This is a genomic window from Mycobacterium lepromatosis, assembly GCF_000975265.2.
GTDB classification, from domain to species: domain Bacteria; phylum Actinomycetota; class Actinomycetes; order Mycobacteriales; family Mycobacteriaceae; genus Mycobacterium; species Mycobacterium lepromatosis.
Genome location: NZ_CP083405.1, coordinates 553,210 through 574,891 on the forward strand (window position 1 = coordinate 553,210; position 21,682 = coordinate 574,891).

At 61.0% G+C, this 21,682-nt stretch carries 17 protein-coding genes and 5 pseudogenes; 17 read left to right on the forward strand and 5 right to left on the reverse strand.

Features of this window, described 5'->3' with window-relative positions; genetic code table 11:
* Nucleotides 1–13: 13 nt before the first annotated feature.
* Nucleotides 14–865, reverse strand: a complete 852-nt coding sequence (locus MLPF_RS02515; protein WP_045842462.1) for a dienelactone hydrolase family protein — start codon at nt 863–865, stop codon at nt 14–16.
* Between the two features lie 171 nt (nt 866–1,036).
* Here MLPF_RS02515 and glmS point away from each other — a divergent pair, with 171 nt between their 5' ends.
* Nucleotides 1,037–2,914 (forward strand): glutamine--fructose-6-phosphate transaminase (isomerizing), encoded by a 1,878-nt coding sequence (gene glmS, locus MLPF_RS02520; protein ID WP_045842428.1) that lies wholly within the window; start codon nt 1,037–1,039, stop codon nt 2,912–2,914.
* A 73-nt stretch (nt 2,915–2,987) separates the two neighbouring features.
* On the opposite strand, the pseudogene MLPF_RS02525 reads toward glmS, so the two are convergent.
* Nucleotides 2,988–3,095 (reverse strand): annotated as a pseudogene (locus MLPF_RS02525) (SAM-dependent methyltransferase); the annotation flags it as partial.
* A gap of 161 nt (nt 3,096–3,256) precedes the next feature.
* On the opposite strand from MLPF_RS02525, the gene MLPF_RS02530 reads away from it, so the two are divergent.
* The 11 genes and pseudogenes from MLPF_RS02530 to MLPF_RS02580 all read left to right on the forward strand — a co-directional run bounded on the left by MLPF_RS02530 (nt 3,257) and on the right by MLPF_RS02580 (nt 13,719).
* A complete protein-coding gene (locus tag MLPF_RS02530) occupies nt 3,257–4,678 on the forward strand; it encodes a bifunctional ADP-dependent NAD(P)H-hydrate dehydratase/NAD(P)H-hydrate epimerase (RefSeq protein ID WP_045842463.1) in 1,422 nt (473 codons plus the stop codon).
* A gap of 28 nt (nt 4,679–4,706) precedes the next feature.
* Nucleotides 4,707–6,000: pseudogene (gene gad, locus MLPF_RS16890) on the forward strand (glutamate decarboxylase); the annotation flags it as partial.
* Between the two features lie 170 nt (nt 6,001–6,170).
* Nucleotides 6,171–7,337, forward strand: coding sequence for an alanine racemase (gene alr, locus MLPF_RS02540; RefSeq protein WP_045842429.1), 1,167 nt, complete (start codon nt 6,171–6,173; stop codon nt 7,335–7,337).
* The gene (locus tag MLPF_RS02545; RefSeq protein WP_050038885.1) at nt 7,334–8,314 is read left to right on the forward strand and encodes an alpha/beta fold hydrolase; all 981 of its coding nucleotides are present in this window, start codon (nt 7,334–7,336) and stop codon (nt 8,312–8,314) included. Before alr ends, MLPF_RS02545 begins: the two co-directional genes overlap by 4 nt.
* Nucleotides 8,307–8,792 (forward strand): tRNA (adenosine(37)-N6)-threonylcarbamoyltransferase complex ATPase subunit type 1 TsaE, encoded by a 486-nt coding sequence (tsaE, locus tag MLPF_RS02550; RefSeq protein ID WP_045842431.1) that lies wholly within the window; start codon nt 8,307–8,309, stop codon nt 8,790–8,792. Before MLPF_RS02545 ends, tsaE begins: the two co-directional genes overlap by 8 nt.
* Nucleotides 8,789–9,406 (forward strand): annotated as a pseudogene (tsaB, locus tag MLPF_RS02555) (tRNA (adenosine(37)-N6)-threonylcarbamoyltransferase complex dimerization subunit type 1 TsaB); the annotation flags it as partial. The gene tsaE and the pseudogene tsaB, both read left to right, overlap by 4 nt.
* A complete protein-coding gene (rimI, locus tag MLPF_RS02560; protein ID WP_236684844.1) occupies nt 9,401–9,868 on the forward strand; it encodes a ribosomal protein S18-alanine N-acetyltransferase in 468 nt (155 codons plus the stop codon). The pseudogene tsaB and the gene rimI, both read left to right, overlap by 6 nt.
* Nucleotides 9,865–10,920: a tRNA (adenosine(37)-N6)-threonylcarbamoyltransferase complex transferase subunit TsaD gene (gene tsaD / locus MLPF_RS02565; RefSeq protein ID WP_045842433.1), complete on the forward strand. Its 1,056-nt coding sequence runs from the start codon at nt 9,865–9,867 to the stop codon at nt 10,918–10,920. Before rimI ends, tsaD begins: the two co-directional genes overlap by 4 nt.
* 279 nt (nt 10,921–11,199) lie before the next feature.
* A complete protein-coding gene (gene groES / locus MLPF_RS02570; protein ID WP_045842434.1) occupies nt 11,200–11,502 on the forward strand; it encodes a co-chaperone GroES in 303 nt (100 codons plus the stop codon).
* Between the two features lie 78 nt (nt 11,503–11,580).
* Nucleotides 11,581–13,194: a chaperonin GroEL gene (gene groL / locus MLPF_RS02575; protein ID WP_045842435.1), complete on the forward strand. Its 1,614-nt coding sequence runs from the start codon at nt 11,581–11,583 to the stop codon at nt 13,192–13,194.
* A gap of 279 nt (nt 13,195–13,473) precedes the next feature.
* Complete coding sequence (locus tag MLPF_RS02580; protein WP_045842436.1) at nt 13,474–13,719, forward strand: ABATE domain-containing protein; 246 nt, start codon at nt 13,474–13,476, stop codon at nt 13,717–13,719.
* A gap of 302 nt (nt 13,720–14,021) precedes the next feature.
* Here the strand turns inward: MLPF_RS02580 and MLPF_RS02585 are convergent.
* A pseudogene (locus MLPF_RS02585) lies at nt 14,022–14,369 on the reverse strand (WhiB family transcriptional regulator).
* Nucleotides 14,370–14,746: 377 nt separating this feature from the next.
* On the opposite strand from MLPF_RS02585, the gene MLPF_RS02590 reads away from it, so the two are divergent.
* The gene (locus MLPF_RS02590) at nt 14,747–15,574 is read left to right on the forward strand and encodes a hypothetical protein (RefSeq protein WP_420329570.1); all 828 of its coding nucleotides are present in this window, start codon (nt 14,747–14,749) and stop codon (nt 15,572–15,574) included.
* A gap of 80 nt (nt 15,575–15,654) precedes the next feature.
* Nucleotides 15,655–16,117, forward strand: a pseudogene (locus MLPF_RS02595) (sigma factor).
* 472 nt (nt 16,118–16,589) lie between these two features.
* Here MLPF_RS02595 and MLPF_RS02600 read toward each other — a convergent pair.
* Nucleotides 16,590–16,790, reverse strand: coding sequence for a hypothetical protein (locus tag MLPF_RS02600; protein ID WP_045842440.1), 201 nt, complete (start codon nt 16,788–16,790; stop codon nt 16,590–16,592).
* A 706-nt stretch (nt 16,791–17,496) separates the two neighbouring features.
* Here MLPF_RS02600 and MLPF_RS16895 point away from each other — a divergent pair.
* Nucleotides 17,497–17,706, forward strand: coding sequence for a pentapeptide repeat-containing protein (locus tag MLPF_RS16895; RefSeq protein WP_420329571.1), 210 nt, complete (start codon nt 17,497–17,499; stop codon nt 17,704–17,706).
* Between the two features lie 647 nt (nt 17,707–18,353).
* Here MLPF_RS16895 and MLPF_RS02605 read toward each other — a convergent pair.
* Complete coding sequence (locus tag MLPF_RS02605) at nt 18,354–18,767, reverse strand: DUF5319 domain-containing protein (protein ID WP_045842441.1); 414 nt, start codon at nt 18,765–18,767, stop codon at nt 18,354–18,356.
* 155 nt (nt 18,768–18,922) lie between these two features.
* Here MLPF_RS02605 and guaB point away from each other — a divergent pair, with 155 nt between their 5' ends.
* Nucleotides 18,923–20,506 (forward strand): IMP dehydrogenase, encoded by a 1,584-nt coding sequence (guaB, locus tag MLPF_RS02610; RefSeq protein WP_045842464.1) that lies wholly within the window; start codon nt 18,923–18,925, stop codon nt 20,504–20,506.
* An 8-nt stretch (nt 20,507–20,514) separates the two neighbouring features.
* Nucleotides 20,515–21,642 carry a GuaB3 family IMP dehydrogenase-related protein gene (locus MLPF_RS02615; RefSeq protein WP_045842442.1) on the forward strand — a complete coding sequence of 376 codons (1,128 nt, stop codon included), beginning with the start codon at nt 20,515–20,517 and terminating at the stop codon, nt 21,640–21,642.
* The last annotated feature ends 40 nt before the right edge of the window (nt 21,643–21,682 follow it).

Consider the following 21,682-nt stretch of genomic DNA (forward strand, 5'->3'; position numbering starts at 1 on the left):
CTGTCGGGCCGTGTTACTTAAGCAGTGTGACGATCTTCTGTTCGGGGGTGACCGGCGGCGCCTCGGGGTCCACCGGGACCGTCTGGGGTAGGTGCATGTCTGGGTCGGCGAAGTCGCGATAGTTTTTGTCGCCGCCAAGCGCATAGAGTAAGTAACCGGTGAGCAGCGACCGAACCGCTTTTTGCGTCGCGCGATGTGAGCCGGCCAACCCGACGACCTTCGTCAGTTGCCACCCCTCCACCAGGCCGCCGGCTTTGGCTTTGCTGACGATGCGCAGGGTGGCCTGATCCCAAGCGCGGGACAGCGATAGAGCGTTTGAATTCAACGTTTTCAGATCTCCCGGGGTGGTCAAAATCAAACCCGGGATCTTGCACGTCGCGGCCGGCTGTTCGGGCGCTGGACTTGTGACCGTCGGGAAGATTGCCACTGCGGATTTGGCCGGCAAGCCGGCCAAACCTGGCAGCTCGGCCGCGGCGAATACGGCGGCCGATCCGCCAAAGCCGTGTCCCACCAGGCCGAGCTTGGCGGGGTGCACGCTGATATTGCCGGGCCCCAGCCGCACACCTGCCACGATGTCGAGTGCCGAACCGAGATCGGAGGCCAGACTGAGCACCGAGGGCGTGAGACCTCGTTGGGTGTCGGGAGCGCCGGTCACGATGCCCCACGACGCCAGATGGTCCAACAGGCCCGCGTAACGGACGGTACCGGTGAGCCAGTCGTGACCAAACGCAACGCCAGGCAGATTCAGACCTCTATCCGGGGTGTACACCACCCCTGGCAAACCGGCGAAGGACAAGTCACCCCGCAAAACCCGGTACGGGCCACGGCGGCTGAGGGCTGCTACGAGTTTGCGGGTGTGGGCCACCTGCCGACGGTAGCGCACCGGCTCGCAACAGTTGATTGGTGACAGGCCGGTGCGGTCCGACTACTGGCCTGTTAAGGCGAATTGGGGCCAGTACGTTAAGGTGAATTGTACTCCTGTACAATCAGCCCTGTGCACCCGTCTACTGCACCGGCTGCACTACCCTGATTAGGTATGTGTGGACTTGTCGGCTACGTCGGACAGCGCTCTGCCTGCGAGGTCGTCATGGACGCGCTGCGCAGGATGGAGTACCGGGGTTACGACTCGTCGGGAATTGCGTTGATCAATGGCAGTGCCAAATCAGGCAATCTGACCGTTCGTCGTCGTGCCGGTCGGCTTTCTAATTTGGAGTCGGCGTTGGCGGAGATGGTCCCGGCGTCGTTGGCCGGCAACGTCGGTCTCGGCCATACCCGGTGGGCCACCCACGGTCGCCCCACCGACCGCAACGCCCATCCGCACCGTGACGCCACCGGCAAGATCGCCGTCGTCCACAACGGCATCATCGAGAACTTCGCCTCCCTTCGCCATGAGTTGGAAATCGCTGGTGTAGAGTTTGTCAGCGACACCGACACCGAGGTAGCTGTGCATCTGGTGGCGCAGGCGTATTGCGATGGCGGGACGGCCGGTGATTTCGTTGGCTCCGTGCTGACGGTGTTGCGCCGGCTGCAGGGCCATTTCACTCTGGTGTTCGTCAACGCCGACGAGCCCGGCACCATTGTGGCCGCGCGCCGCTCCACCCCGCTAGTGCTCGGGATCGGCGACGGGGAGATGTTCGTCGGCTCCGACGTGGCCGCGTTCATCGAACACACTCGGCAGGCGGTCGAACTTAGCCAGGACCAGGCCGTGGTGATCACCGCAGACGGCTACCGAATCAGCGACTTCGATGGTAACGATGACGCCGTAAACGCTCGTACATTTCATATTGACTGGGACCTGGCCGCTGCCGAAAAGGGCGGCTACGAGTACTTCATGCTTAAGGAGATCGCCGAGCAGCCCGACGCGGTAGTCGACACGCTGCTTGGGCATTTCACTGGTGGCCGGATTGTGCTCGACGAACAACGATTGAGCGACCAGGAACTCCGCGAGATCGACAAGGTGTTTGTGGTCGCCTGCGGTACTGCTTATCATTCCGGCCTGTTGGCGAAATATACGATCGAGCACTGGACGCGGCTGCCTGTTGAGGTGGAGCTAGCCAGTGAATTTCGCTACCGGGATCCTGTACTGGACCGTAGCACGCTGGTGGTAGCTATTTCGCAGTCCGGTGAAACCGCCGATACTTTAGAAGCTGTCCGGCACGCTAAAGAGCAGAAGGCCAAGGTGTTGGCGATTTGCAACACCAACGGCTCTCAAATTCCACGTGAGTGCGACGCGGTGCTTTACACCCGCGCCGGCCCGGAGATCGGCGTTGCCTCAACGAAAACCTTCCTGGCCCAGGTCGCCGCCAACTACCTCCTTGGGCTGGCGTTGGCGCAGGCCCGCGGCACTAAGTACCCCGACGAGGTACAGCGCGAGTACCGTGAGCTGGAAGCGATGCCCGATCTGGTGGCTCAGGTCATAGCGGGAATGGGGCCAGTGGCCGATTTGGCTTACCGGTTCGCCCAGTCGACGACCGTGCTGTTTCTGGGTCGTCATGTCGGGTACCCGGTGGCGTTGGAAGGTGCCCTGAAACTCAAGGAATTGGCCTACATGCACGCCGAGGGGTTCGCCGCCGGCGAGCTCAAGCACGGCCCCATCGCGCTGATCGAAGACAACTTGCCTGTCATCGTCGTCATGCCCTCACCCAAGGGGTCGGCGACGCTGCATGCCAAGCTGCTGAGCAACATTCGGGAAATCCAGACCCGTGGAGCGGTGACCATTGTGATCGCGGAGGAAGGCGACGACACAGTGCGTCCCTACGCTGATCACCTGATCGAACTTCCAGCGGTGTCCACACTTTTGCAGCCACTGCTGTCGACCATTCCGTTGCAGGTGTTCGCCGCGTCGGTGGCGCAGGCTCGCGGCTACGACGTCGACAAGCCGCGAAATCTGGCTAAGTCTGTCACCGTTGAGTAACCGGCGCTGGGTGGTCGCGATGTTGGCACTGCGTGGCTGGCGTCGGTCAGGTTCTCGATCGCCAACCGACCGCACCGACTGCGCGTACCAGCGGTTCCGAGAATGGGTCATTGATCAGCGGTTTCGTTGCTCGGTTGGCCAGTGCGCGTCCTACCGTGGTGCCGGTTGCGATAGCTCCCATGCTGGTTGCCAACTCCCAGGTGTCTTAGTCAGTCTGTGCTACGTTCGCCTCTGTCTCACGCGCTTTGGTGTGATAGCTAGTGCATTTAACTTTAATCCAGCTTGGCTGTACGCTTCGTAACCAAATGCGCAACTTGGCGCGAGCATGGAATCCTAATGTTGATGTGGCATTATTATTCTGTAGCAGCGATCCATGACGCCGAGGCACCGCTGCTGGCTAGCCTGCCTGACGGTGTGTTGATGAAGCGCGCGGCCTACGGGTTAGCCAGCGTGATCATCCGCGAGCTGGCCGCTCGTACGGGTGGGGTTACCGGCCGCCGGGTGTGCGCGGTCGTCGGCTCGGGCGACAATGGTGGCGATGCCCTGTGGGCGGCGACCTTCCTGCGCCGCCGCGGTGCGGCTGCCGATGCTATGCTGCTCAACCCGGACCGCGTCCACCGCAAGGCGCTGGTGGCGTTCCGGAAAGCCGGTGGTCGTATCGTCGACAATGTATCGGCAGCAACCGATCTCGTTATCGACGGGGTGGTGGGCATCTCCGGCTCGGGGCCGTTGCGACCGGCAGCTGCCGAGGTTTTTGCGACTGTCGCAGCCTCGGGGATACCGGTAGCCGCCGTCGACATCCCCAGCGGTATTGACGTGGTGACCGGCGTAACCTGCGGTCCCGCTGTGCACGCAGCGCTGACCGTCACCTTTGGCGGACTCAAGCCCGTGCACGCGCTCGCCGACTGCGGCGACGTCACACTGGTTGATATCGGGCTTGACCTTCCAGACTCCGATATCCTGGGCTTGCAGGCCGCCGACGTGGCCGCGTGCTGGCCGGTGCCCGGTGTCCATGACGACAAATACACCCAAGGCGTTACCGGCGTGTTGGCCGGCTCGTCGACCTATCCGGGCGCGGCTGTGCTGTGCACCGGTGCGGCGGTCGCGGCCACCTCCGGCATGGTCCGCTATGCTGGGAGCGCGGATACCCAGGTGCTCGCGCACTGGCCCGAGGTGGTCGCGTCGCCCACCCCAACTGCGGCCGGGCGGGTGCAGTCCTGGGTTGTCGGGCCAGGGCTGGGTACCGATGCCACCGCGATAGCGGCGCTGTGGTTCGCGCTGGAAACTGACTTGCCGGTGCTCGTCGACGCGGATGGCCTAACCATGCTGGCTGCTCATCCCGACTTGGTGGTCAACCGCAAAGCGCCGACGGTGTTGACTCCACACGCCGGCGAATTCGCCCGACTGGTCGGGACTCCACCAGGCGACGACCGGGTCGGCGCGTGCCGCAAGCTAGCCGACTCCTTCGGTGCCACTGTGCTACTGAAGGGCAATGTCACCGTCATCGCCGATCCCGGCGGCCCGGTATATCTGAATTCGGCCGGACAGTCCTGGGCAGCTACCGCCGGGTCTGGTGACGTGCTGTCCGGCATGATCGGTGCGCTGCTGGCGGCGGGGCTGCCGGCAGCCGAGGCGGCCGCTGCCGCGGCATTCGTGCACGCGCGTGCGGCAGCGCTGTCGGCCGCTGATCCAGGTCCTGGTGACGTGCCCACGTCGGCGTCCCGCATGGTGTCGTACATCCGAGCTGTTCTGGCGGCCCTCTAACGGCAACGATCAAACGAAAGGATCCGTCGTGTCTTGTAGTCACCCGCTCTGTACCCGCGCACTCGATCGCTCTTGACTACATCGGCCACATGTTCACGGCGTCGGTACCCGGCCTGGCGGTTGAGCGAAGAATCGATGGATCCTGGGGCGGCGTACCACTTTATCCACGACTAGCTGATGGTCGACGATAGTTTCCCGGCTCAACCTGGCTACCTTCGTCACCCCTGGGCGGATCTCGAGGCCTCGAGGCAGGGAAGTTGATGGCCGAGACGTTCGACAAAATATGATAGACAAGGACGAGTACCCGGCGATCGCGGCCATCGAACAGCGCTGCGTATGCATGGTGGCTGATCTCTATTCACGCCGAGGGGTTCAGCGATGACAACCTGTCCACTATCTTCGGGGTGTTCACTATCGGCTCCAGCGAGGGTGGTGATGCTGGCTGCTTGGCCATGAAGTTGCGCTGGCGTGCGAAAGCTGGTACCAGCTGGCAGCGTCGCACCTCTAATCTGGTGATGGACGCAGGCGTCCAGGTGGTTTGGGAGAGGTTCTGTCGTTACTTCGATGTCGAGACCCGCTATCTGCCGATGGAGGAAGGATGCCACGTTATCACTGCTCCGAGCAGTTCATCGAGGCCGTCGACGAAGACACTATACCACCTATTAGGTGTCGTGGTCATCCTTGGCCGCTACCTACACCGGCGAACTCGAACCCGTCGCGGAGATCTGCGTCTCGATAGACAAGCTGGCGGCCGACAATAACTTGGTAAGGTTGCAGTGTACAATGGTGCCGCGAGTGGAGGGATTCTGGATGTCGTTCTTGCACCTGGAGCTGAAGTGGGCTTTCTGGCTGCCCTGAGTGATGTCGATCAACGCGAATATGGGCTCAATCTAACCCGATGTGGGATTTAGCGTATGGCGCAGCAACAAAATATTTGTCCGAGGATATGGTCTTTCGGGTCAACTGCCTGGGCGGCGATTGTCGATTTTCATATTGAACTTTTCCCGTCTGGGCAACCAAGTGGTCGTTCAATGCTACAACTTTCTGCGGCTGGCACGTGACGGCTACTGCAAAGTAATGCAGGCCTTGTCGTTAACGGTGCGGTGGCTGGTTAATAGCTACGCGACGGCTACCGTTGTGAGCTGATCTCGGACGGTTCGGCCATCCCGGTGGTATATCCTGTGCTAGCCAGAGGCCATGGGTACACCGAGTTCGATCTCTCCTACGAACTCCGGACCTTTGGTTGGCCAGTACCCGTCTAAACCATGCCCGACAATGCCACTGACGTATCGGTGCTGCGCGCCGTGGTCCGGAAAGGGCTCTAGGATTACCTGGATAAGCTCAAGTCCGGCAGACATTACAGCTCCGAGCACTTCGCGCACTAGAACAGTCGTGCTCCGCTACCTACACGCGTGGATCGGCAGTCCCGATTGGTTCTGGGGAGAATGTCGGCAGCGAGTTGACACACATCTTAAGTGGGGGCACGTTTATTTTGGCTGTTATACCGATATCTTTGAAGCCGGGTGTCTTAGCCGAGGCTGTGGTGGACCTGGGAGCTATTGACTACAACGTGCGAGTGCTGCGTGAGCACGCTGGCAGGGCGCAACTGATGGTTGTTCTCAAAGCCGATGCTTACGGCCACGGGGCCACCCAGGTCGCCCTCGCCGCATTGGCGGCCGGTGCGGCCGAGCTGGGTGTGGCCACCGTCGACGAAGCGCTCGCATTGCGCGCGGACGGTATCAGTGCCCCGGTGCTGGCCTGGCTGCATCCACCCGGGATCGACTTCGGGCCCGCGCTACTGGCCGACGTGCAGATCGCGGTGTCCTCGGTGCGTCAGCTTAACGAGCTATTGGATGCGGTGCGTCGGACCGGCTGTACGGCGACGGTAACTGTCAAAGCCGATACCGGGCTGAACCGCAACGGTGTCGTTACTGATCAATACCCGGCGATGCTGACCGCGTTGCAGCGGGCTGTCGTCGAGAACGCCGTACGACTGCGTGGGTTGATGTCACACCTGGTTTACGCTGACCAGCCCGACAATCCCAGCAATGACGTTCAGGGCAAGCGTTTTGCTGCTCTACTCGCCCAGGCGCGCGCGCAGGGATTGCGGTTCGAGGTGGCGCATCTGTCGAATTCATCAGCTACGATGTGTCGTCCTGACCTAGCTTACGACCTGGTCCGGCCCGGCATCGCGGTGTACGGTCTTAGTCCTGTGCCTTCCCGTGGTGATATGGGACTGATACCTGCAATGACGGTGAAATGCGCTGTTGCGCTGGTGAAGTCGATTCGTGCTGGCGAAGGTGTGTCGTACGGAAACGACTGGATTGCGCAGCATGACACCAATTTGGCGCTGTTGCCGGTTGGATATGCGGATGGCGTGTTCCGATCGCTGGGCGGCCGACTGGATGTGCTGATCAATGGCAAGCGCCGTCCTGGCGTCGGACGGATTTGTATGGACCAGTTTGTCGTCGACCTGGGCCCGGGGCCAATCGATGTAGCCGAAGGCGACGAGGCCATCTTGTTTGGGCCCGGAGCCAGTGGCGAACCCACTGCGCAAGATTGGGCCGATCTACTTGGCACCATCCACTATGAAGTGGTCACCAGTCCACGCGGGCGGATTACCAGAACTTACCGCGAGGCCCAAACCGTTGACAGATGATGAAATCAGAAGGCGTCGGAAATGTCTGGGCTTGGCTTGTGGTAGGCACCGGGCTGGTCGCGGTCGCTACCATCGTCAGCGCCTCGGCGCGCCGATCGATATCTGAACGCGCCAATGCCCGCGGAGATCCTTATGTCGATGGGGATTTCGAGAGGTTCGACGACGACCGTCGCTATTTGGTGACCACTCCCGGTGGAGTGGCTCTGGCGGTGCGCGAAGCCAGACCGGTGGAAGCGTCGGTGGCCATGGTCTTCGTCTATGGATTCTGTTTGCTTATGAGCTCCTTTCACTTTCAGCAGAAGTGGTTCGGCGAGCGATGGGGACTACTGGTGCTCATGGTTTTCTACGACCACTGTGACCACAGCCAGTCCAGCGAAGTTACGCTGGATACCTACACGCTGACCCAACTGGGCCAGGATCTGCGAACAGTGCTGCAGACGGTAACCCTTCATGGGGTGATCGTGTTGGTCGGCCATTCTGTGGGAGGAATACTGACAAGCCCTGCGTTGGAAGCAGTTCGGCTCACCTCCCGGTCGACGCCCAATCTGATGCACCGCGTCAGTATCGTGTCACAATCACCGATTGGTCCGATTTATAGCAATTTGCGGGTTAGTCGAGGCTTAGACGCGTTTTCCCGGCGGATTATGACCGACACGCTGATCGCCATCCTGGCGGGCTTTCTTCGTGTTCGGAAACTCCACGACGTAACCGTTGGTCTGTGGCCATTGCTCAGGGTCTCGTCCCTGATCACGTGCGGTGACTACGACCTGCTTACGTCGGACGAACGCTCTAGGAGAATAGCTGCCTTGTTGCTGCTGTCGGCGCTGGGCATCGTCACCGGGGCCAGTCGTTTAGCACTGCTGGACAATCCCGATGCCATCAACGACGGGTTGGTTCGGCTGGTCGACCGGGCTGTTCCGGGTAAAGCGGCGTTGCGATGTCGGCGATTCCGGGAACGATTTCAGCGTCATGGTTAAGTACAGCTTGAGATCAGGAACGGCCATCTGCGAACGTGTCGAGGACACCGTTGCACTGGGGTCACGGTTGGGGGAACAGTTACGCGCGGGTGACGTGGTGGTGCTCTCTGGTCTGTTGGGTGCTGGAAAGACCTTGTTGGCCAAGGGTATTGCTGCGGCTATGGATGTTGACGGTCAGGTAATCTCGCCGACCTACGTGCTGGCGCGGGTGCACCCTCCGCGACGACCGGGCACCCCGGCGATGATCCACGTCGATGTTTACCGGCTGTTGAACCACCGTGATGCAGATCTGCTGGGTGAGCTTGACTCACTGGATCTCGACACCGATCTCGCCGAAGCGGTGGTGGTGGTGGAGTGGGGTGCGGGTCTAGCTGAACGTCTCGCCGCGCGACACCTCGACATTCGTCTCGAACGAGTCAGACACTCCGACATGCGGATTGCAACCTGGCAGTGGACGTGTTTCCGGGACCGCCCATGAGTGTTGTCCTCGCTATCGACACCGCCACCGCGGCGGTGACGGCCGGCATCGTGGCACTCGATGGTCACGACTGTGTTCTGCTCGCTAACCAGGTCACGGTTGACGCCAAGGCGCACGCTGAACGCCTCACGCCGAATGTATTGGCTGCTCTCGCTGATGCCGAGGTGGCGATGTGCGAGCTCGACGCCGTGGTGGTGGGCTGTGGTCCTGGTCCGTTTACCGGCCTGCGTGTCGGCATGGTCACTGCCGCTGCTTACGGGCATGCGCTGGGCATTCCGGTGCATGGTGTGTGCAGTCTGGACGCTATTGGTGTGCGAACCACCGGCGACACACTAGTGGTTACTGACGCGCGCCGCCGCGAGGTTTATTGGGCTCGTTATCGAGACGGAGTTCGCATCGCAGGTCCTGCTGTCGGCGCTCCCACCGATGTCGACCCCGGCACCGCGCGAGCGGTGGCCGGCTCCCCTGAGTACGCGGCGCTGTTTGACCTGCCACGGTGCGAACCGGTCTACCCGACGCCGGCTGGCTTGGTGGCCGCAGTACCTGATTGGTCGGTGTCCCCGAGCCCTCTGGTACCGTGGTATTTGCGTCGGCCGGATGCCAAGCCGATTGCTGCTGACAACGAGTCCATAACCATCGGTGCATTGACACTTGCCGACGTCGATCGGTGTGTCGAGCTGGAAAACCAGTTCTTCGACGGCGACAACCCATGGCCGGCGGCAGTGTTCGAGCGCGAACTGGCCAATCCATATAACCGTTACGTGGGCGCACGCACTGCTGACACACTCGTCGGTTATGCTGGCATCACCCGCTTGGGCCACACACCTCCATTCGAGTATGAAGTGCACACCATCGCCGTGGACTCGGCATATCGAGGGCGTGGCATCGGCCGCCGGCTGTTGGGTGCGCTGCTGAATTTCGCCGCCGGCGGTGCGATCTACTTGGAGGTCCGCACGGACAACGAGGTCGCCATTGCGTTATACCGCAGTGTCGGATTCGAACGGATGGGTCTACGCCCTCGCTATTACCCAGTCAGCGGTGCCGATGCTTACTTCATGCGACGGGAAGTGCAATGAAAATCTCTGCTGTGCCCGGCACGATCATCTTAGCCATCGAAACCTCTTGCGATGAAACCGGTGTCGGCATTGCCCGCCTCGATGATTATGGCACCGTGACATTGTTGGCTGACGAGGTGGCTTCCAGCGTCGACGAGCACGCCCGGTTCGGTGGTGTGGTACCCGAGATTGCCTCGCGGGCGCATCTAGAGGCGCTTGGTCCGACCGTGCGTTGCGCGCTTGCTGCTGCGGGTCTGACCGGTTCGGCGAAGCCAGACGTTGTCGCTGCCACGATAGGGCCCGGACTAGCCGGTGCTTTGATGGTAGGAGTGGCTGCGGCTAAAGCGTATTCGGCTGCCTGGGGAGTGCCGTTCTACGCTGTGAATCACCTGGGTGGGCACCTGGCTGCCGACATCTACGAACATGGACCGTTGCCCGAGTGTGTGGCGCTACTGGTGTCCGGAGGCCATACTCACCTGCTGCAGGTGCGTTCGCTCGGGGCCCCCATCGTCGAGCTGGGCAGTACCGTCGACGACGCCGCCGGTGAGGCTTACGACAAGGTGGCGCGCCTACTGGGACTGGGTTATCCAGGCGGCAAGGTGCTCGATGACCTAGCTCGTACCGGCGATCGGGATGCCATCGTGTTCCCGCGCGGCATGACTGGGCCGGCCGATGACCCGAACACGTTCAGCTTTTCAGGGCTCAAAACCGCTGTCGCACGGTATGTCGAGAGTCACCCCGACGCGCTGACGGCCGATGTTGCCGCCGGGTTTCAGGAGGCTGTCGCCGATGTGTTGACTATGAAGGCGGTGCGTGCGGCGACCATGCTCGGGGTTTCGACTTTGCTGATCGTCGGGGGAGTGGCCGCGAATTCGCGGCTGCGAGAGCTGGCCGCACAGCGCTGTGCGGCAGCTGGGCTGATGCTGCGGATCCCGAGGCCTCGGTTCTGCACTGACAACGGGGCGATGGTCGCCGCGTTCGCCGCGCATCTGCTGGCTGCGGCCGCACCACCGTCACCGCTGGATGTGCCCAGCGACCCGGGTCTCTCGGTGGTGAAAAGGCAGATTAGTTGAGCTAGACACGCCAACAGCCAGGAAGCAGCGGGCTGGCCTTGAGTGCTAGCACTCGCATGTATAGAGTGCTAGGTGGCAATCGGCCAAGCCCAGTGTCGGCACCCGCGACGACGACGCGAGGGTACGGGCGAGTGCCGAATCACCTGATAATTCGGTCGGTTCGGGGCAAGCCCCGGACCGACCGCCAAATGCCGGTCCGGGCAAGCGTCCCGGACCCGCTACCAACACAGTCCGGGACACAGGTCCCGGGCCCGATCGAAATAGTGGAGGGCTCCAATCGTGGCGAAGGTGAAGATCAAGCCACTCGAGGACAAGATTCTCGTACAGGCCGGCGAGGCCGAGACCACGACCCCGTTCGGTCTGGTCATTCCTGAAAACGCTAAGGAGAAGCCGCAGGAAGGTACCGTTGTCGCAGTCGGCCCTGGCCGGTGGGACGAAGATGGCGCGAAGCGGATCCCGGTGGACGTGTCGGAAGGTGACGTCGTCATCTACAGTAAGTACGGCGGCACTGAGATTAAGTACAATGGCGAAGAATACCTGATCCTGTCGGCACGTGACGTGCTGGCTGTCGTATCCAAGTAACGAACCGTGTTCCGCCCCGGCGATCCCTGTGCTTAACCACGGGTGATTTCCGGGGCGGCATGCGTTTAAAGGAGCCCGATGAGCAAGCTGATTGAATACGACGAAACCGCGCGTCATGCCATGGAGATGGGCATGAACAAACTCGCCGACACGGTGCGGGTAACACTTGGGCCGCGCGGTCGACATGTGTTGTTGACCAAGGCATTCGGCGGGCCCACCGTCACCAATGACGGCGTCACCGTCGCACGTGAGATCGACCTAGAGGACCCGTTCGAGAATCTGGGCGCTCAGCTGGTGAAGGCAGTGGCCACCAAGACCAACGACGCCGCCGGCGATGGCACCACTACCGCGACCGTGTTGGCGCAGGCGCTGGTCAAGGTCGGCCTGCGCATGGTCGCGGCCGGTGCCAACCCGGTCGCCCTGGGTGCTGGAATCAGCAAGGCCGCTGATGTGGTGTCCGAGGCACTGCTGGCGATGGCCACTCCGGTGACCGGCCAGGACGCCATCGCTCAGGTAGCGGCGGTTTCCTCGCGCGACGAGCAGATCGGTGCGCTGGTCGGCGAGGGGATGAACAAGGTCGGCACCGACGGTGTCGTCAGCGTTGAAGAGTCGTCGACGTTGAACACTGAACTGGAGTTCACCGAGGGCGTCGGCTTCGACAAAGGTTTCCTGTCGGCGTATTTCGTGACCGACTGCGACTCGCAGCAGGCTGTGCTCGACAATCCGCTGATCCTGCTGCACCAGGAGAAAATCAGCTCGCTGCCTGAGTTGCTGCCGATGCTCGAGAAGGTCACCGAATTAGGCAAGCCGCTGCTGATCGTCGCCGAAGACATCGAGGGTGAAGCATTAGCGACGCTTGTGGTCAACGCGATCCGCAAGACGCTCAAGGCGGTTGCGGTTAAGTCGCCGTTCTTCGGCGACCGGCGCAAGGCCTTCCTCGAGGATTTGGCAATTGTGACCGGCGGTCAGGTGGTCAACCCCGATGCCGGCCTGGTGCTGCACGGGGTGGGCACTGACGTGCTGGGCTCGGCCCGCCGTGTGGTGGTTAGTAAAGACGACACGATCATCGTCGACGGTGGTGGTTCTAACGACGCGGTGGCCAAGCGGATCAAACAGCTGCGGGCCGAGATAGAGGTCAGCGACTCAGCATGGGATCGCGAAAAGCTGCAGGAGCGCGTGGCCAAGCTGGCTGGTGGCGTGGCCGTCATCAAGGTGGGGGCCGTCACCGAGACGGCGCTGAAGAAGCGCAAGGAAAGCGTCGAGGATGCCGTCGCGGCCGCAAAGGCATCCATCGAGGAGGGCATCATCGCGGGTGGTGGGTCAGCCCTCATCCAGTCCGGCGCGGCGCTCAAGCAATTGCGTACGTCGCTGACAGGGGACGAAGCCCTTGGTGTCGACGTATTTTCCGACGCGCTCAAGGCACCGCTGTACTGGATTGCCACTAACGCCGGGTTGGACGGCGCGGTGGTGGTCGAGAAGGTTAGCGGGCTGCCCGCCGGGCACGGACTGAATGCTAGCACGCTGGGCTATGGTGACTTGGCCGCCGATGGTGTCGTCGACCCGGTCAAGGTCACCAGGTCAGCGGTGCTCAACGCGGCCTCGGTGGCGCGGATGATGCTCACCACCGAGACGGCGGTAGTGGACAAGCCGGCCAAGACAGAAGAGCATGACCACCACGGTCATGCACACTAAACCGGTGTGTACCCCCAGAAAGACCTCCGGTAATCTGGTAGGCTGGAGTCTTTCTGGTTGATGCGTTTGGTTTCATGGCAGAGGGCAATACGCTGCCGGCCTTGCCTCTGGTGCGGCTAGGTAGTTGTTGACTCGTTGGCCCATGGTGAGGGCGAAGTTGCTGTCTAATGGTTTAATGGGTGGTACAGCAACACCTCGTTATACTGTTTGCTGTGACCAACCCCTATTGGTGTCGGTGCCGAGTAGTGAGCCCGCTCCGGTGCGTTTGATGAACCCGGTTTGGGCCGACACACCGACGGCGTCCACGACGATTTGACCACACCAGCTGCGCTGCGCGATTGGCTGGCCACCGTTGACCACCAATACGCTGCTGAAGTTCGCGGAGACCCCTGTGGTGCTGACCTGGCCGAGGTCAAACTCTTACGAGATTCCCTTCGCCGGCTAGCCGCCTGCGCCATAGTCGATCTCCGACCGGCTGCCCAATCCCTCCGGTCGACAGCGTTGACGACGCCGTTGCAGCAGTGAATTGGGCGGCTAAGCAACTAGCCTAGGCCCAACTCGTTATTCGGGGTGGTCGGCTGCACATGACTGTCGGGTGACCACCTCGCGGGCCCGCGTCGCCTTAGCCGAACTCGCGCGTGACTCGATCGACCGGTTCACAGGGTCCAGCGCTACGAAGCTGTGTATCTGCCACGGTCCCAGGGGGCGTGGTATATTTATGAGATCCTCCCCTCGCCGCGAGTAGTGCTCGGAAACCGGCGTTAAGCGCGCCCAGGCCTAGGACGTACGGCTCTGCAGGCGCATTGGCGAACCCGCACGCAATAAGGCTAGCCTAGGTAGGCTTGCAACCGGGGTTGGCCTAAGACAGGTTTAGGCGCTGAGAGGGATACTGCTGGACCGAGACCGCGCTTGAGGAGTAGGTCGCGCTCGGATTCGGACAAACCGCCCCAAACGCCATAGGGTTCGCCGACGTCCAGCGCATGAGAACGACATTCCTCGATAACCGGACAACGCCGGCACATTTCCTTAGCGCGCTGCTCGCGTTGCATACGGGCACGGCCACGCTCCCCGTCGGGATGGAAGAACATTTACGAATCAACATCGCGACACAGGCCTTGCAGCTGCCAGTTCCAGATATCGGCGTTGGGCCCAGGTAACTGCTCAAGCTGTGGCATTACGTACTCCCTCTCTGCACGACACGCCCAAGTGGAGGGGTGGATTCACGAACGTGCGTGAGTATGCACATTGATTTTGGAATAGCATCACCGATGACTACCCGACAACACTAGACGGTAAGTGGGCAGATGAATTGTAGTCAACAGCTGCTTTCCGCGGAGAAATGCGTAAGGGTTGCGATAGAATTAACGCTGCGTTCATCTGTGACGCTTTCGCTGAACGTAAAGCCTGCTAACGGAAGAGCCTATCGATGCCAAGTGTTTCCCAGTTCAGAGTCCTTTGTCTAGGCGTCGGTAATTAGGTTACAGGTGGTCCTAGGGTTATATTCGGTAATGTAGACACTACACAGATTCTACTAATGACCTCGGTTAGCGCTTTGGTTGAAACTGATCACACTGCGGCCGTTGAGCCAATGCTTGTTGCCGCTGCCTTTGGAAATCAGTCGGGCCGTTGGCCGTTGCCGATGGCGACCACACCTCACCAACTGTGGTTGCGAGCCGTCGCGGCCGGTGGGCAGGGTCACTACGGCAGCGCCTACTGCGACCTGGCGGTGCTGCGACGCAGCGCTTCGGCCGGGCGATTGGCTTCGCTGGCGCACAGTACACACGGATCGTTCCTGCGCCAGCTCGGTTGGCACTCGTTGGCGCGGGGCTGGGATGGTCGTGCCTTAGTGCTGGCCGGAGCCGATTCCGAGGCTCGTGCCGATGCATTGATCGGGCTGGCGGCCGACGCGCTCGGCGTCGGCCGTTTGGCCGCCGCGGCGACATTGTTGGCGCGGGTGGACTCGGCGCTAGCTCCGGCCCAATTGCCGGCTCAGGTGGCAGATCGGTTGATGGTGCGCCGATGCTGGGTAGCCGCCGAATTAGCGATGGCCGTCGGTGACGGAGCGACCGCTGTGCGCCACGCCAAGGAAGCGGTTGAACTGGCCCAGGGTGGGAGAGTCGTGTCGGTGCGGCACCAGGTCAAAAGCGATGTCGTGCTGGCCGCCGCCCTATGCAGCGTCGCCACCGAGCGCGCCCGTGCCGTCGCCGAGGCGGCGCTGGCAGCCACTGGCCGATTAGGGTTGATACCACTTAGTTGGGCACTGGCTTGTTTGCTGCTCGATATCGGAAGTGTCACGTTTAGCGGACCGGAGCTGTCCGAGCTTCGCGGTTTCTGCGCAGACCAAGTGCGGCACGCCGGTGGAACCTGGCGTAACACGTAAAATGGTATCTGTCCGTTTTGGTTTAGCTGTGTCTTAGCCTGGGATGTGTCCTGACCGTAGGGTTGGAGAGACCGCCGTCAATGACAGTTAAAGGGGACTGTCTCGACGCTATGGTAGCTGAGGCCGTGGCTGGTGATCGGAATGCACTTCGGGAGGTGCTGGAGACCATTCGCCCGATCGTCGTGCCATATTGCCGCGCTCGAATCGGCACGGTTGAGCAGGGTGGTCTGTCAGCTAACGATTTGGCGCAGGAGGTTTGCCTGGTGGCCGTAACTGCGCTGCTCCGCTACCGGGATCGGGTACGCTCGTTCCTGGTCTTTCTGTATGGCATTGTCGACCACAAGGTCGCTTACGCCCATCGGGCTGCCGGCCGCGATCTTGCCTGCCAAGCAGCGCGAGATCCTCATCTTGCGTGTGGTCGTCGGCCTGTCTGCTGAGGAGATTGTCGCCGTCGGCAGCAACATCGGAGCGGTCCGGGTAGCCCGGAATCGCGCTTTGTCGCGGTTGAAGTCTGAGATCGTCGCGGCGAGTGATTGTGCCTGAATTTGGTTATGCGATTCCGGAGTAGCCAGCTTTGGACGAGGTGGCCTGTATCGTTTTGCATCTTCGATGCGCTCGCCGAACGTCATGCGGTCGACTTCGACGATCCCCGTGATTGACATGCTGGCCATCTTGCTAGCGTACTGGCGCGATGACTTGAGGTGGCCCAACGGCCAGCGCATTGGTGTCCCAAGAGGAGGCCCGTCGAGGCGCTGTACACTGGAATTGCGTGCCGGCGCACTCCTTGCGACCGGGCAGCGGTCGGATCAGTGGCAGCGACGCTTCTAATGCTGAGTGGGCTGGGCACAGTGGTGGTTGATGCTCGTCCCGGATAGACGTTGCACGGCTTGTATACGATGTTCTTCAACGCAGCGCAGGTCAATACTAATCAGTCAGATTGTGTTGTCCGCCAAGTCCGAATTAGCCAAGGTTCACAACAAATGATCGCTGAAGGCCAATGGGATCAGGCTGAGAATCAGCTGGCTGAGGTCAGCAGCAGCGTGTAATTGATAGGCGACGATAACCGCAGCGATGACCTGATGAATGAAGTGAGTCTGTTGAACATGAAGGTGGAGAACCACGACCCGAATGCAACGTTTCCGGTGCCGGAAACGAGGCCGACTGTGCAGGCCGCCTCAACCACCTTGACCACTACGCCTCCAGCGGAGGTGGGCATACCGTTCCTGCGCCGCCTGGCTAGTCCTCGATCTGGTTGTCGCTTTCCACCGGCGGGCCGGCACCACCATCACCGGCTGTCGGCAAGGTTCTTTTTCAGAGCCGCCCGGCGTCACGCTCTAAGCTAAAGCGTTGCCGTGACGTTACCGAGGCAAGTGCTGCGGCTGCGGCCAGCAGCGACTACCATCGCCTCCTAAGATTATTCGCCTGCTGCGTGGCCAGTTGCATGGCTGTGACTTTGGTGCTCGATGGCCCAACAAACATCGTTTGTTTGCCTGATAACTTTATACCTCCATTCTGAATGCAAATATTGTATTTTACTGTGCATTTGCTAGGTGATTCATGCATCGGGGGTGGTTCGCGGATCTGACCAGCACACCGTCCGGGTTCGGTTCATTTGGAGCTGGCCGCGGGGATTAGGCACCCTCATCTCGAAGACATGCTCGTGCGAGCGTGCTGTCGACCGGGTTCTGCTGGATTTAGTTCGGGGAGGTGCCCGATGTCGACTGCCTATGAGTGATCCTAGCGCTGCTGTCGCTGTGGACTGTGCGATGTGAGATCAAATGCGTTTGAAATAGTTTTGAAAAAGGGACAAAAGAAATTTAAAAAGGGACAAAAGAAATTTAATGTGCAGGAGTCACATGAGTGGTGGGCTTGGTAGTCGGCGGGGTTCTGCAGGGTTGAGGACAGGTGTCGTTGTTGCTCTAATGGCCGGTTCTAGTGGCGTGGTCGCCGCATCGGAAGATTTGAGTGGGTGGCACATATTATGCACCCGGGGACGCGGGGCACCCTGCCAGGTGCCTTGGCTGGATAGCCAACCGCAAGAACTTGTCGTGGGTAATTTCACCGGCGTGGACTTGAGGAACGTTAGGTTTGATGTAGCCGATCTGCGCGGCACGGACTTCACCAAATGCTAATCTGAGTGAGGATCAGAGCCGATGCTCCATAGTGATCCCTCACATGTAGTTGAGCGGTGTATATCATACTATACTATGGCATTTCGACGAACTGATGGGAGATCCAGATGTGCTCTCATCGTCTAACACGGGTACCAACTTCCCTACTTATTAATTTATTAATCATTCTCGGTGGCATAAATCCGTGACTTCTCTCTCTCGGGTCCCGCCAGAAGCTATCTACCAAAAGAGATCGAGCGTCGACGAGTGCATTAGTATCGACCCGGTCACGGTTCGCACATCAGCAAACGGCAAGCCAGTTGACTTGTGGGTGCTGCGTCCCAGCCGTACTTTGTATCCAGCTGGATTATGATTTATATACCGCTGATCACCCGAATAGCAGGGGCTAAACAACGGTTCATACAGATGTCAATAACAGTCGACGTTAGCCAACTAGGAGCATCTGTGTGTCGTTGCTGTATTCCTGGGGGCCGTTTGGGCGGAGTGCACGACACACAATCTCCACGCGTTGAGGGCGATTGCCCGATGTGGTTGCTAGATGCTCTGCTTCAGCATTAACCGTGTGGCCGGCCAACTAGTAGCCAGTGCTACCTGTTCAGTTTTCCGGGCCGATTGATGCCGATTGATTGAGCGCAAATGCTGTGTCATCAGTGACGGCGGTGATAGCCATCCGCGTCTGATGTCGCTTGGTTCAGTGAGGCATCTGCGTATCCCCGGCAGTAATCCCACGTGACGTAGGAATCCGGTTCGGGGTCGTAGGCCGGCTCGTGCGGGCGGACGGTGCCGTCGATCAGTAGTTGCAGCAGGTTGGCACGCAGCATGTCCCAGTCGTGATAGTGGTCTTGTTGACACTCGTCACAGCACACCACAAGTCCACGAATTCCCTTATGCGCCAACAGTGCCTCGTAAACGGCCAGGTCAGCCAAGTCGGCTTCGACCGCAATCCGCTCCTGCTGGTCTAGCGGTTGACCCGGCTCTACGGCATCGAGCGCCGCCGACGGGTCGCAGGGGTCGTCAGCAAACGGATCGGGTGGCAGACCCGGTGGGAGGTGGTCACGCACGCTTCTAGCCTACGCAGGCGGGCAGCAATAACGCCAGCAGCCAAGACCGATGTTGTTTCATTACCGGCGCAACACCCGGCCAAGCGAGCCCAGAGGATTGGTAAGCCGATAAGATGGGTTTTCTTACTCCGCATGCATATGGAGGGCCGCACCCGATGACCCGTGGCATGTCCAACCTAAAAGAAAGTTCCGATCTCGTTGCCAGTTCGTACGTGCGTGTCGGTGGCCTGATGGACGACCCAGCCGCGACCGGGGGTGACAACCCACACAAGGTGACCATGCTGGGGTTGACTTTCGACGATGTCCTGTTGTTGCCTGCGGCTTCCGACGTGATACCTGCTACGGCAGACATCTCTAGTCAGCTGACCAAGAAGATCAGGCTCAAGGTGCCGTTAGTCAGCTCAGCGATGGATACCGTCACCGAGGCGCGGATGGCCATCGCCATGGCTCGGGCGGGTGGCATTGGCGTGCTGCACCGCAACCTGCCTGTTGGCGAACAGGCTGGACAAGTCGAGACGGTAAAGCGGTCCGAGGCTGGCATGGTTACTGACCCGGTCACCTGCCGGCCGGACAACACCTTGGCCCATGTTGATGGGTTGTGTGCCCGGTTTCGGATCTCCGGGCTACCGGTGGTCGACGATTCCGGTGCACTGGCTGGCATCATCACCAACCGCGACATGCGGTTCGAAGTCGACCAGTCCAAACGGGTCGCCGAAGTGATGACCAAGGCACCGCTGATCACAGCTGCCGAGGGGGTCAGCGCCGACGCGGCATTGGGTCTGTTGCGGCGAAATAAGATCGAAAAGCTGCCTGTTGTCGACGGCCATGGTCGTCTGACCGGGCTAATCACTGTCAAAGACTTCGTTAAAACTGAGCAGCACCCGCTGGCGACCAAGGACAACGATGGCCGGTTGCTTGTGGGCGCGGCCGTCGGTGTCGGCGGAGATGCTTGGGTCCGCGCGATGATGCTGGTTGACGCTGGTGTCGACGTACTGATTGTCGACACTGCGCACGCGCACAATCGGTTGGTGCTCGACATGGTCGGCAAACTCAAGGTCGAAGTTGGCGACCGGGTCCAGGTGATTGGCGGCAATGTCGCCACAAGGTCGGCGGCGGCAGCCCTGGTGGAGGTCGGCGCCGACGCGGTGAAGGTCGGCGTAGGGCCCGGGTCGATTTGCACAACCCGTGTGGTGGCCGGTGTCGGCGCGCCGCAGATTACTGCGATCCTGGAGGCCGTTGCGGCGTGTGGACCGGCGGGCGTGCCTGTCATCGCCGACGGCGGGTTACAGTACTCCGGCGATATCGCCAAGGCGCTGGCCGCCGGCGCGTCGACGGCCATGCTGGGCTCCTTGTTGGCTGGCACTGCCGAGGCACCAGGTGAGCTGATCTTCGTCAATGGCAAGCAGTTCAAGAGCTATCGTGGCATGGGGTCGTTGGGTGCCATGCAAGGTAGGGGTAATTCGTATTCCAAGGACCGTTATTTCGCTGACGACGTCTTGTCCGAGGACAAGTTGGTCCCTGAGGGGATCGAGGGCAGGGTGCCGTTCCGTGGTCCGCTGTCATCAGTGATCCACCAGCTGATGGGTGGTCTGCGCGCCGCAATGGGTTACACCGGCTCGCCCACCATCGAGGTGTTGCAGCAGGCACAGTTCGTCCGGATAACACCCGCCGGACTCAAAGAGAGTCACCCGCACGACGTTGCGATGATTGTCGAAGCCCCCAACTACTACGTGCGTTGACGCCCGATATGGTCGAGATAGGGATGGGCCGGGTGGCCCGTCGAACATATGAGCTTCGTGAGATCAGCATCGTGCCGTCGCGTCGTACTCGCTCGTCGAAAGACGTGTCGACGGCTTGGCAACTTGACGCCTACCGGTTTGAGATCCCCGTGGTGGCACACCCGACCGATGCGTTGGTGTCGCCGGAGTTCGCCATCGAGCTGGGCCGGCTCGGTGGGCTGGGTGTACTCAACGGTGAGGGGCTGATCGGCCGCCATGCTGATGTCGGTGCCAAAGTCGCGCAGTTGATTGAGGCCGCCGAGAAAGAGCCCGAACCGGCGACTACGGTCTGGCTGCTGCAGGAACTGCATGCTGCGCCGCTGAATCCGGACCTTTTGGGTTCGGCGGTAGCTCGGATCCGGGAGGCGGGAGTGACCACCGCGGTGCGGGTCAGCCCGCAAAATGCCCAAATGTTGACGCCCGTGTTACTCGCGGCCGGAATTGACCTGCTGGTCGTCCAGGGTTCCATCGTCTCGGCCGAGCGTGTGGCCAGCGATGGTGAACCACTCAACCTGAAAACGTTCATCTCTGAGCTCGACGTTCCGGTGGTCGCCGGCGGTGTGCTCGACCACCGCACGGCGCTGCATCTGATGCGCACTGGCGCTGCTGGCGTGATCGTCGGCTACGGCTCCACTAGCGGGGCCACCACCTCCGATGAAGTGTTAGGCATCAGCGTGCCGATGGCTACTGCGATCGCCGACGCAGCTGCCGCGCGACGCGAATACCTCGATGAGACCGGCGGTCGCTACGTGCACGTGCTGGCCGACGGCGATATCCACACATCTGGCGAGTTGGCCAAAGCTATTGCCTGTGGTGCCGACGCGGTGGTGCTGGGTACACCGTTGGCCCAAAGTGCCGAGGCGCTCGGCTGCGGGTGGTTCTGGCCGGCCGCGGCGGCGCACCCGTCGCTGCCACGTGGGGCGTTGCTACAGACCGCAGTCGGTGAGCGACCGCCGTTGCAGCAGGTGCTGAATGGGCCTTCCGACGACCCATTCGGCACCCTGAATCTGGTCGGTGGTCTGCGCCGATCCATGGCCAAGGCCGGCTATTGCGACCTTAAGGAATTCCAGAAGGTTGGTCTGACCGTCAGCATCTGAGGTTCGGCCCCGAACGTATGGCCGGGGGGGCTAACGCTGG

Bases quoted from the DNA above. Each gene is read 5' to 3' on its own strand.
- glmS (WP_045842428.1), top strand. From the start codon at position 1,037: ATGTGTGGACTTGTCGGCTACGTCGGACAGCGCTCTGCCTGCGAGGTC.
- MLPF_RS02530 (WP_045842463.1), top strand. From the start codon at position 3,257: ATGTGGCATTATTATTCTGTAGCAGCGATCCATGACGCCGAGGCACCG.
- MLPF_RS02545 (WP_050038885.1), top strand. From the start codon at position 7,334: ATGATGAAATCAGAAGGCGTCGGAAATGTCTGGGCTTGGCTTGTGGTA.
- tsaE (WP_045842431.1), top strand. From the start codon at position 8,307: ATGGTTAAGTACAGCTTGAGATCAGGAACGGCCATCTGCGAACGTGTC.
- tsaD (WP_045842433.1), top strand. From the start codon at position 9,865: ATGAAAATCTCTGCTGTGCCCGGCACGATCATCTTAGCCATCGAAACC.
- groL (WP_045842435.1), top strand. From the start codon at position 11,581: ATGAGCAAGCTGATTGAATACGACGAAACCGCGCGTCATGCCATGGAG.
- MLPF_RS02600 (WP_045842440.1), bottom strand. From the start codon at position 16,790: ATGCCCACCTCCGCTGGAGGCGTAGTGGTCAAGGTGGTTGAGGCGGCC.
- MLPF_RS16895 (WP_420329571.1), top strand. From the start codon at position 17,497: ATGGCCGGTTCTAGTGGCGTGGTCGCCGCATCGGAAGATTTGAGTGGG.
- guaB (WP_045842464.1), top strand. From the start codon at position 18,923: ATGACCCGTGGCATGTCCAACCTAAAAGAAAGTTCCGATCTCGTTGCC.
- MLPF_RS02615 (WP_045842442.1), top strand. From the start codon at position 20,515: ATGGTCGAGATAGGGATGGGCCGGGTGGCCCGTCGAACATATGAGCTT.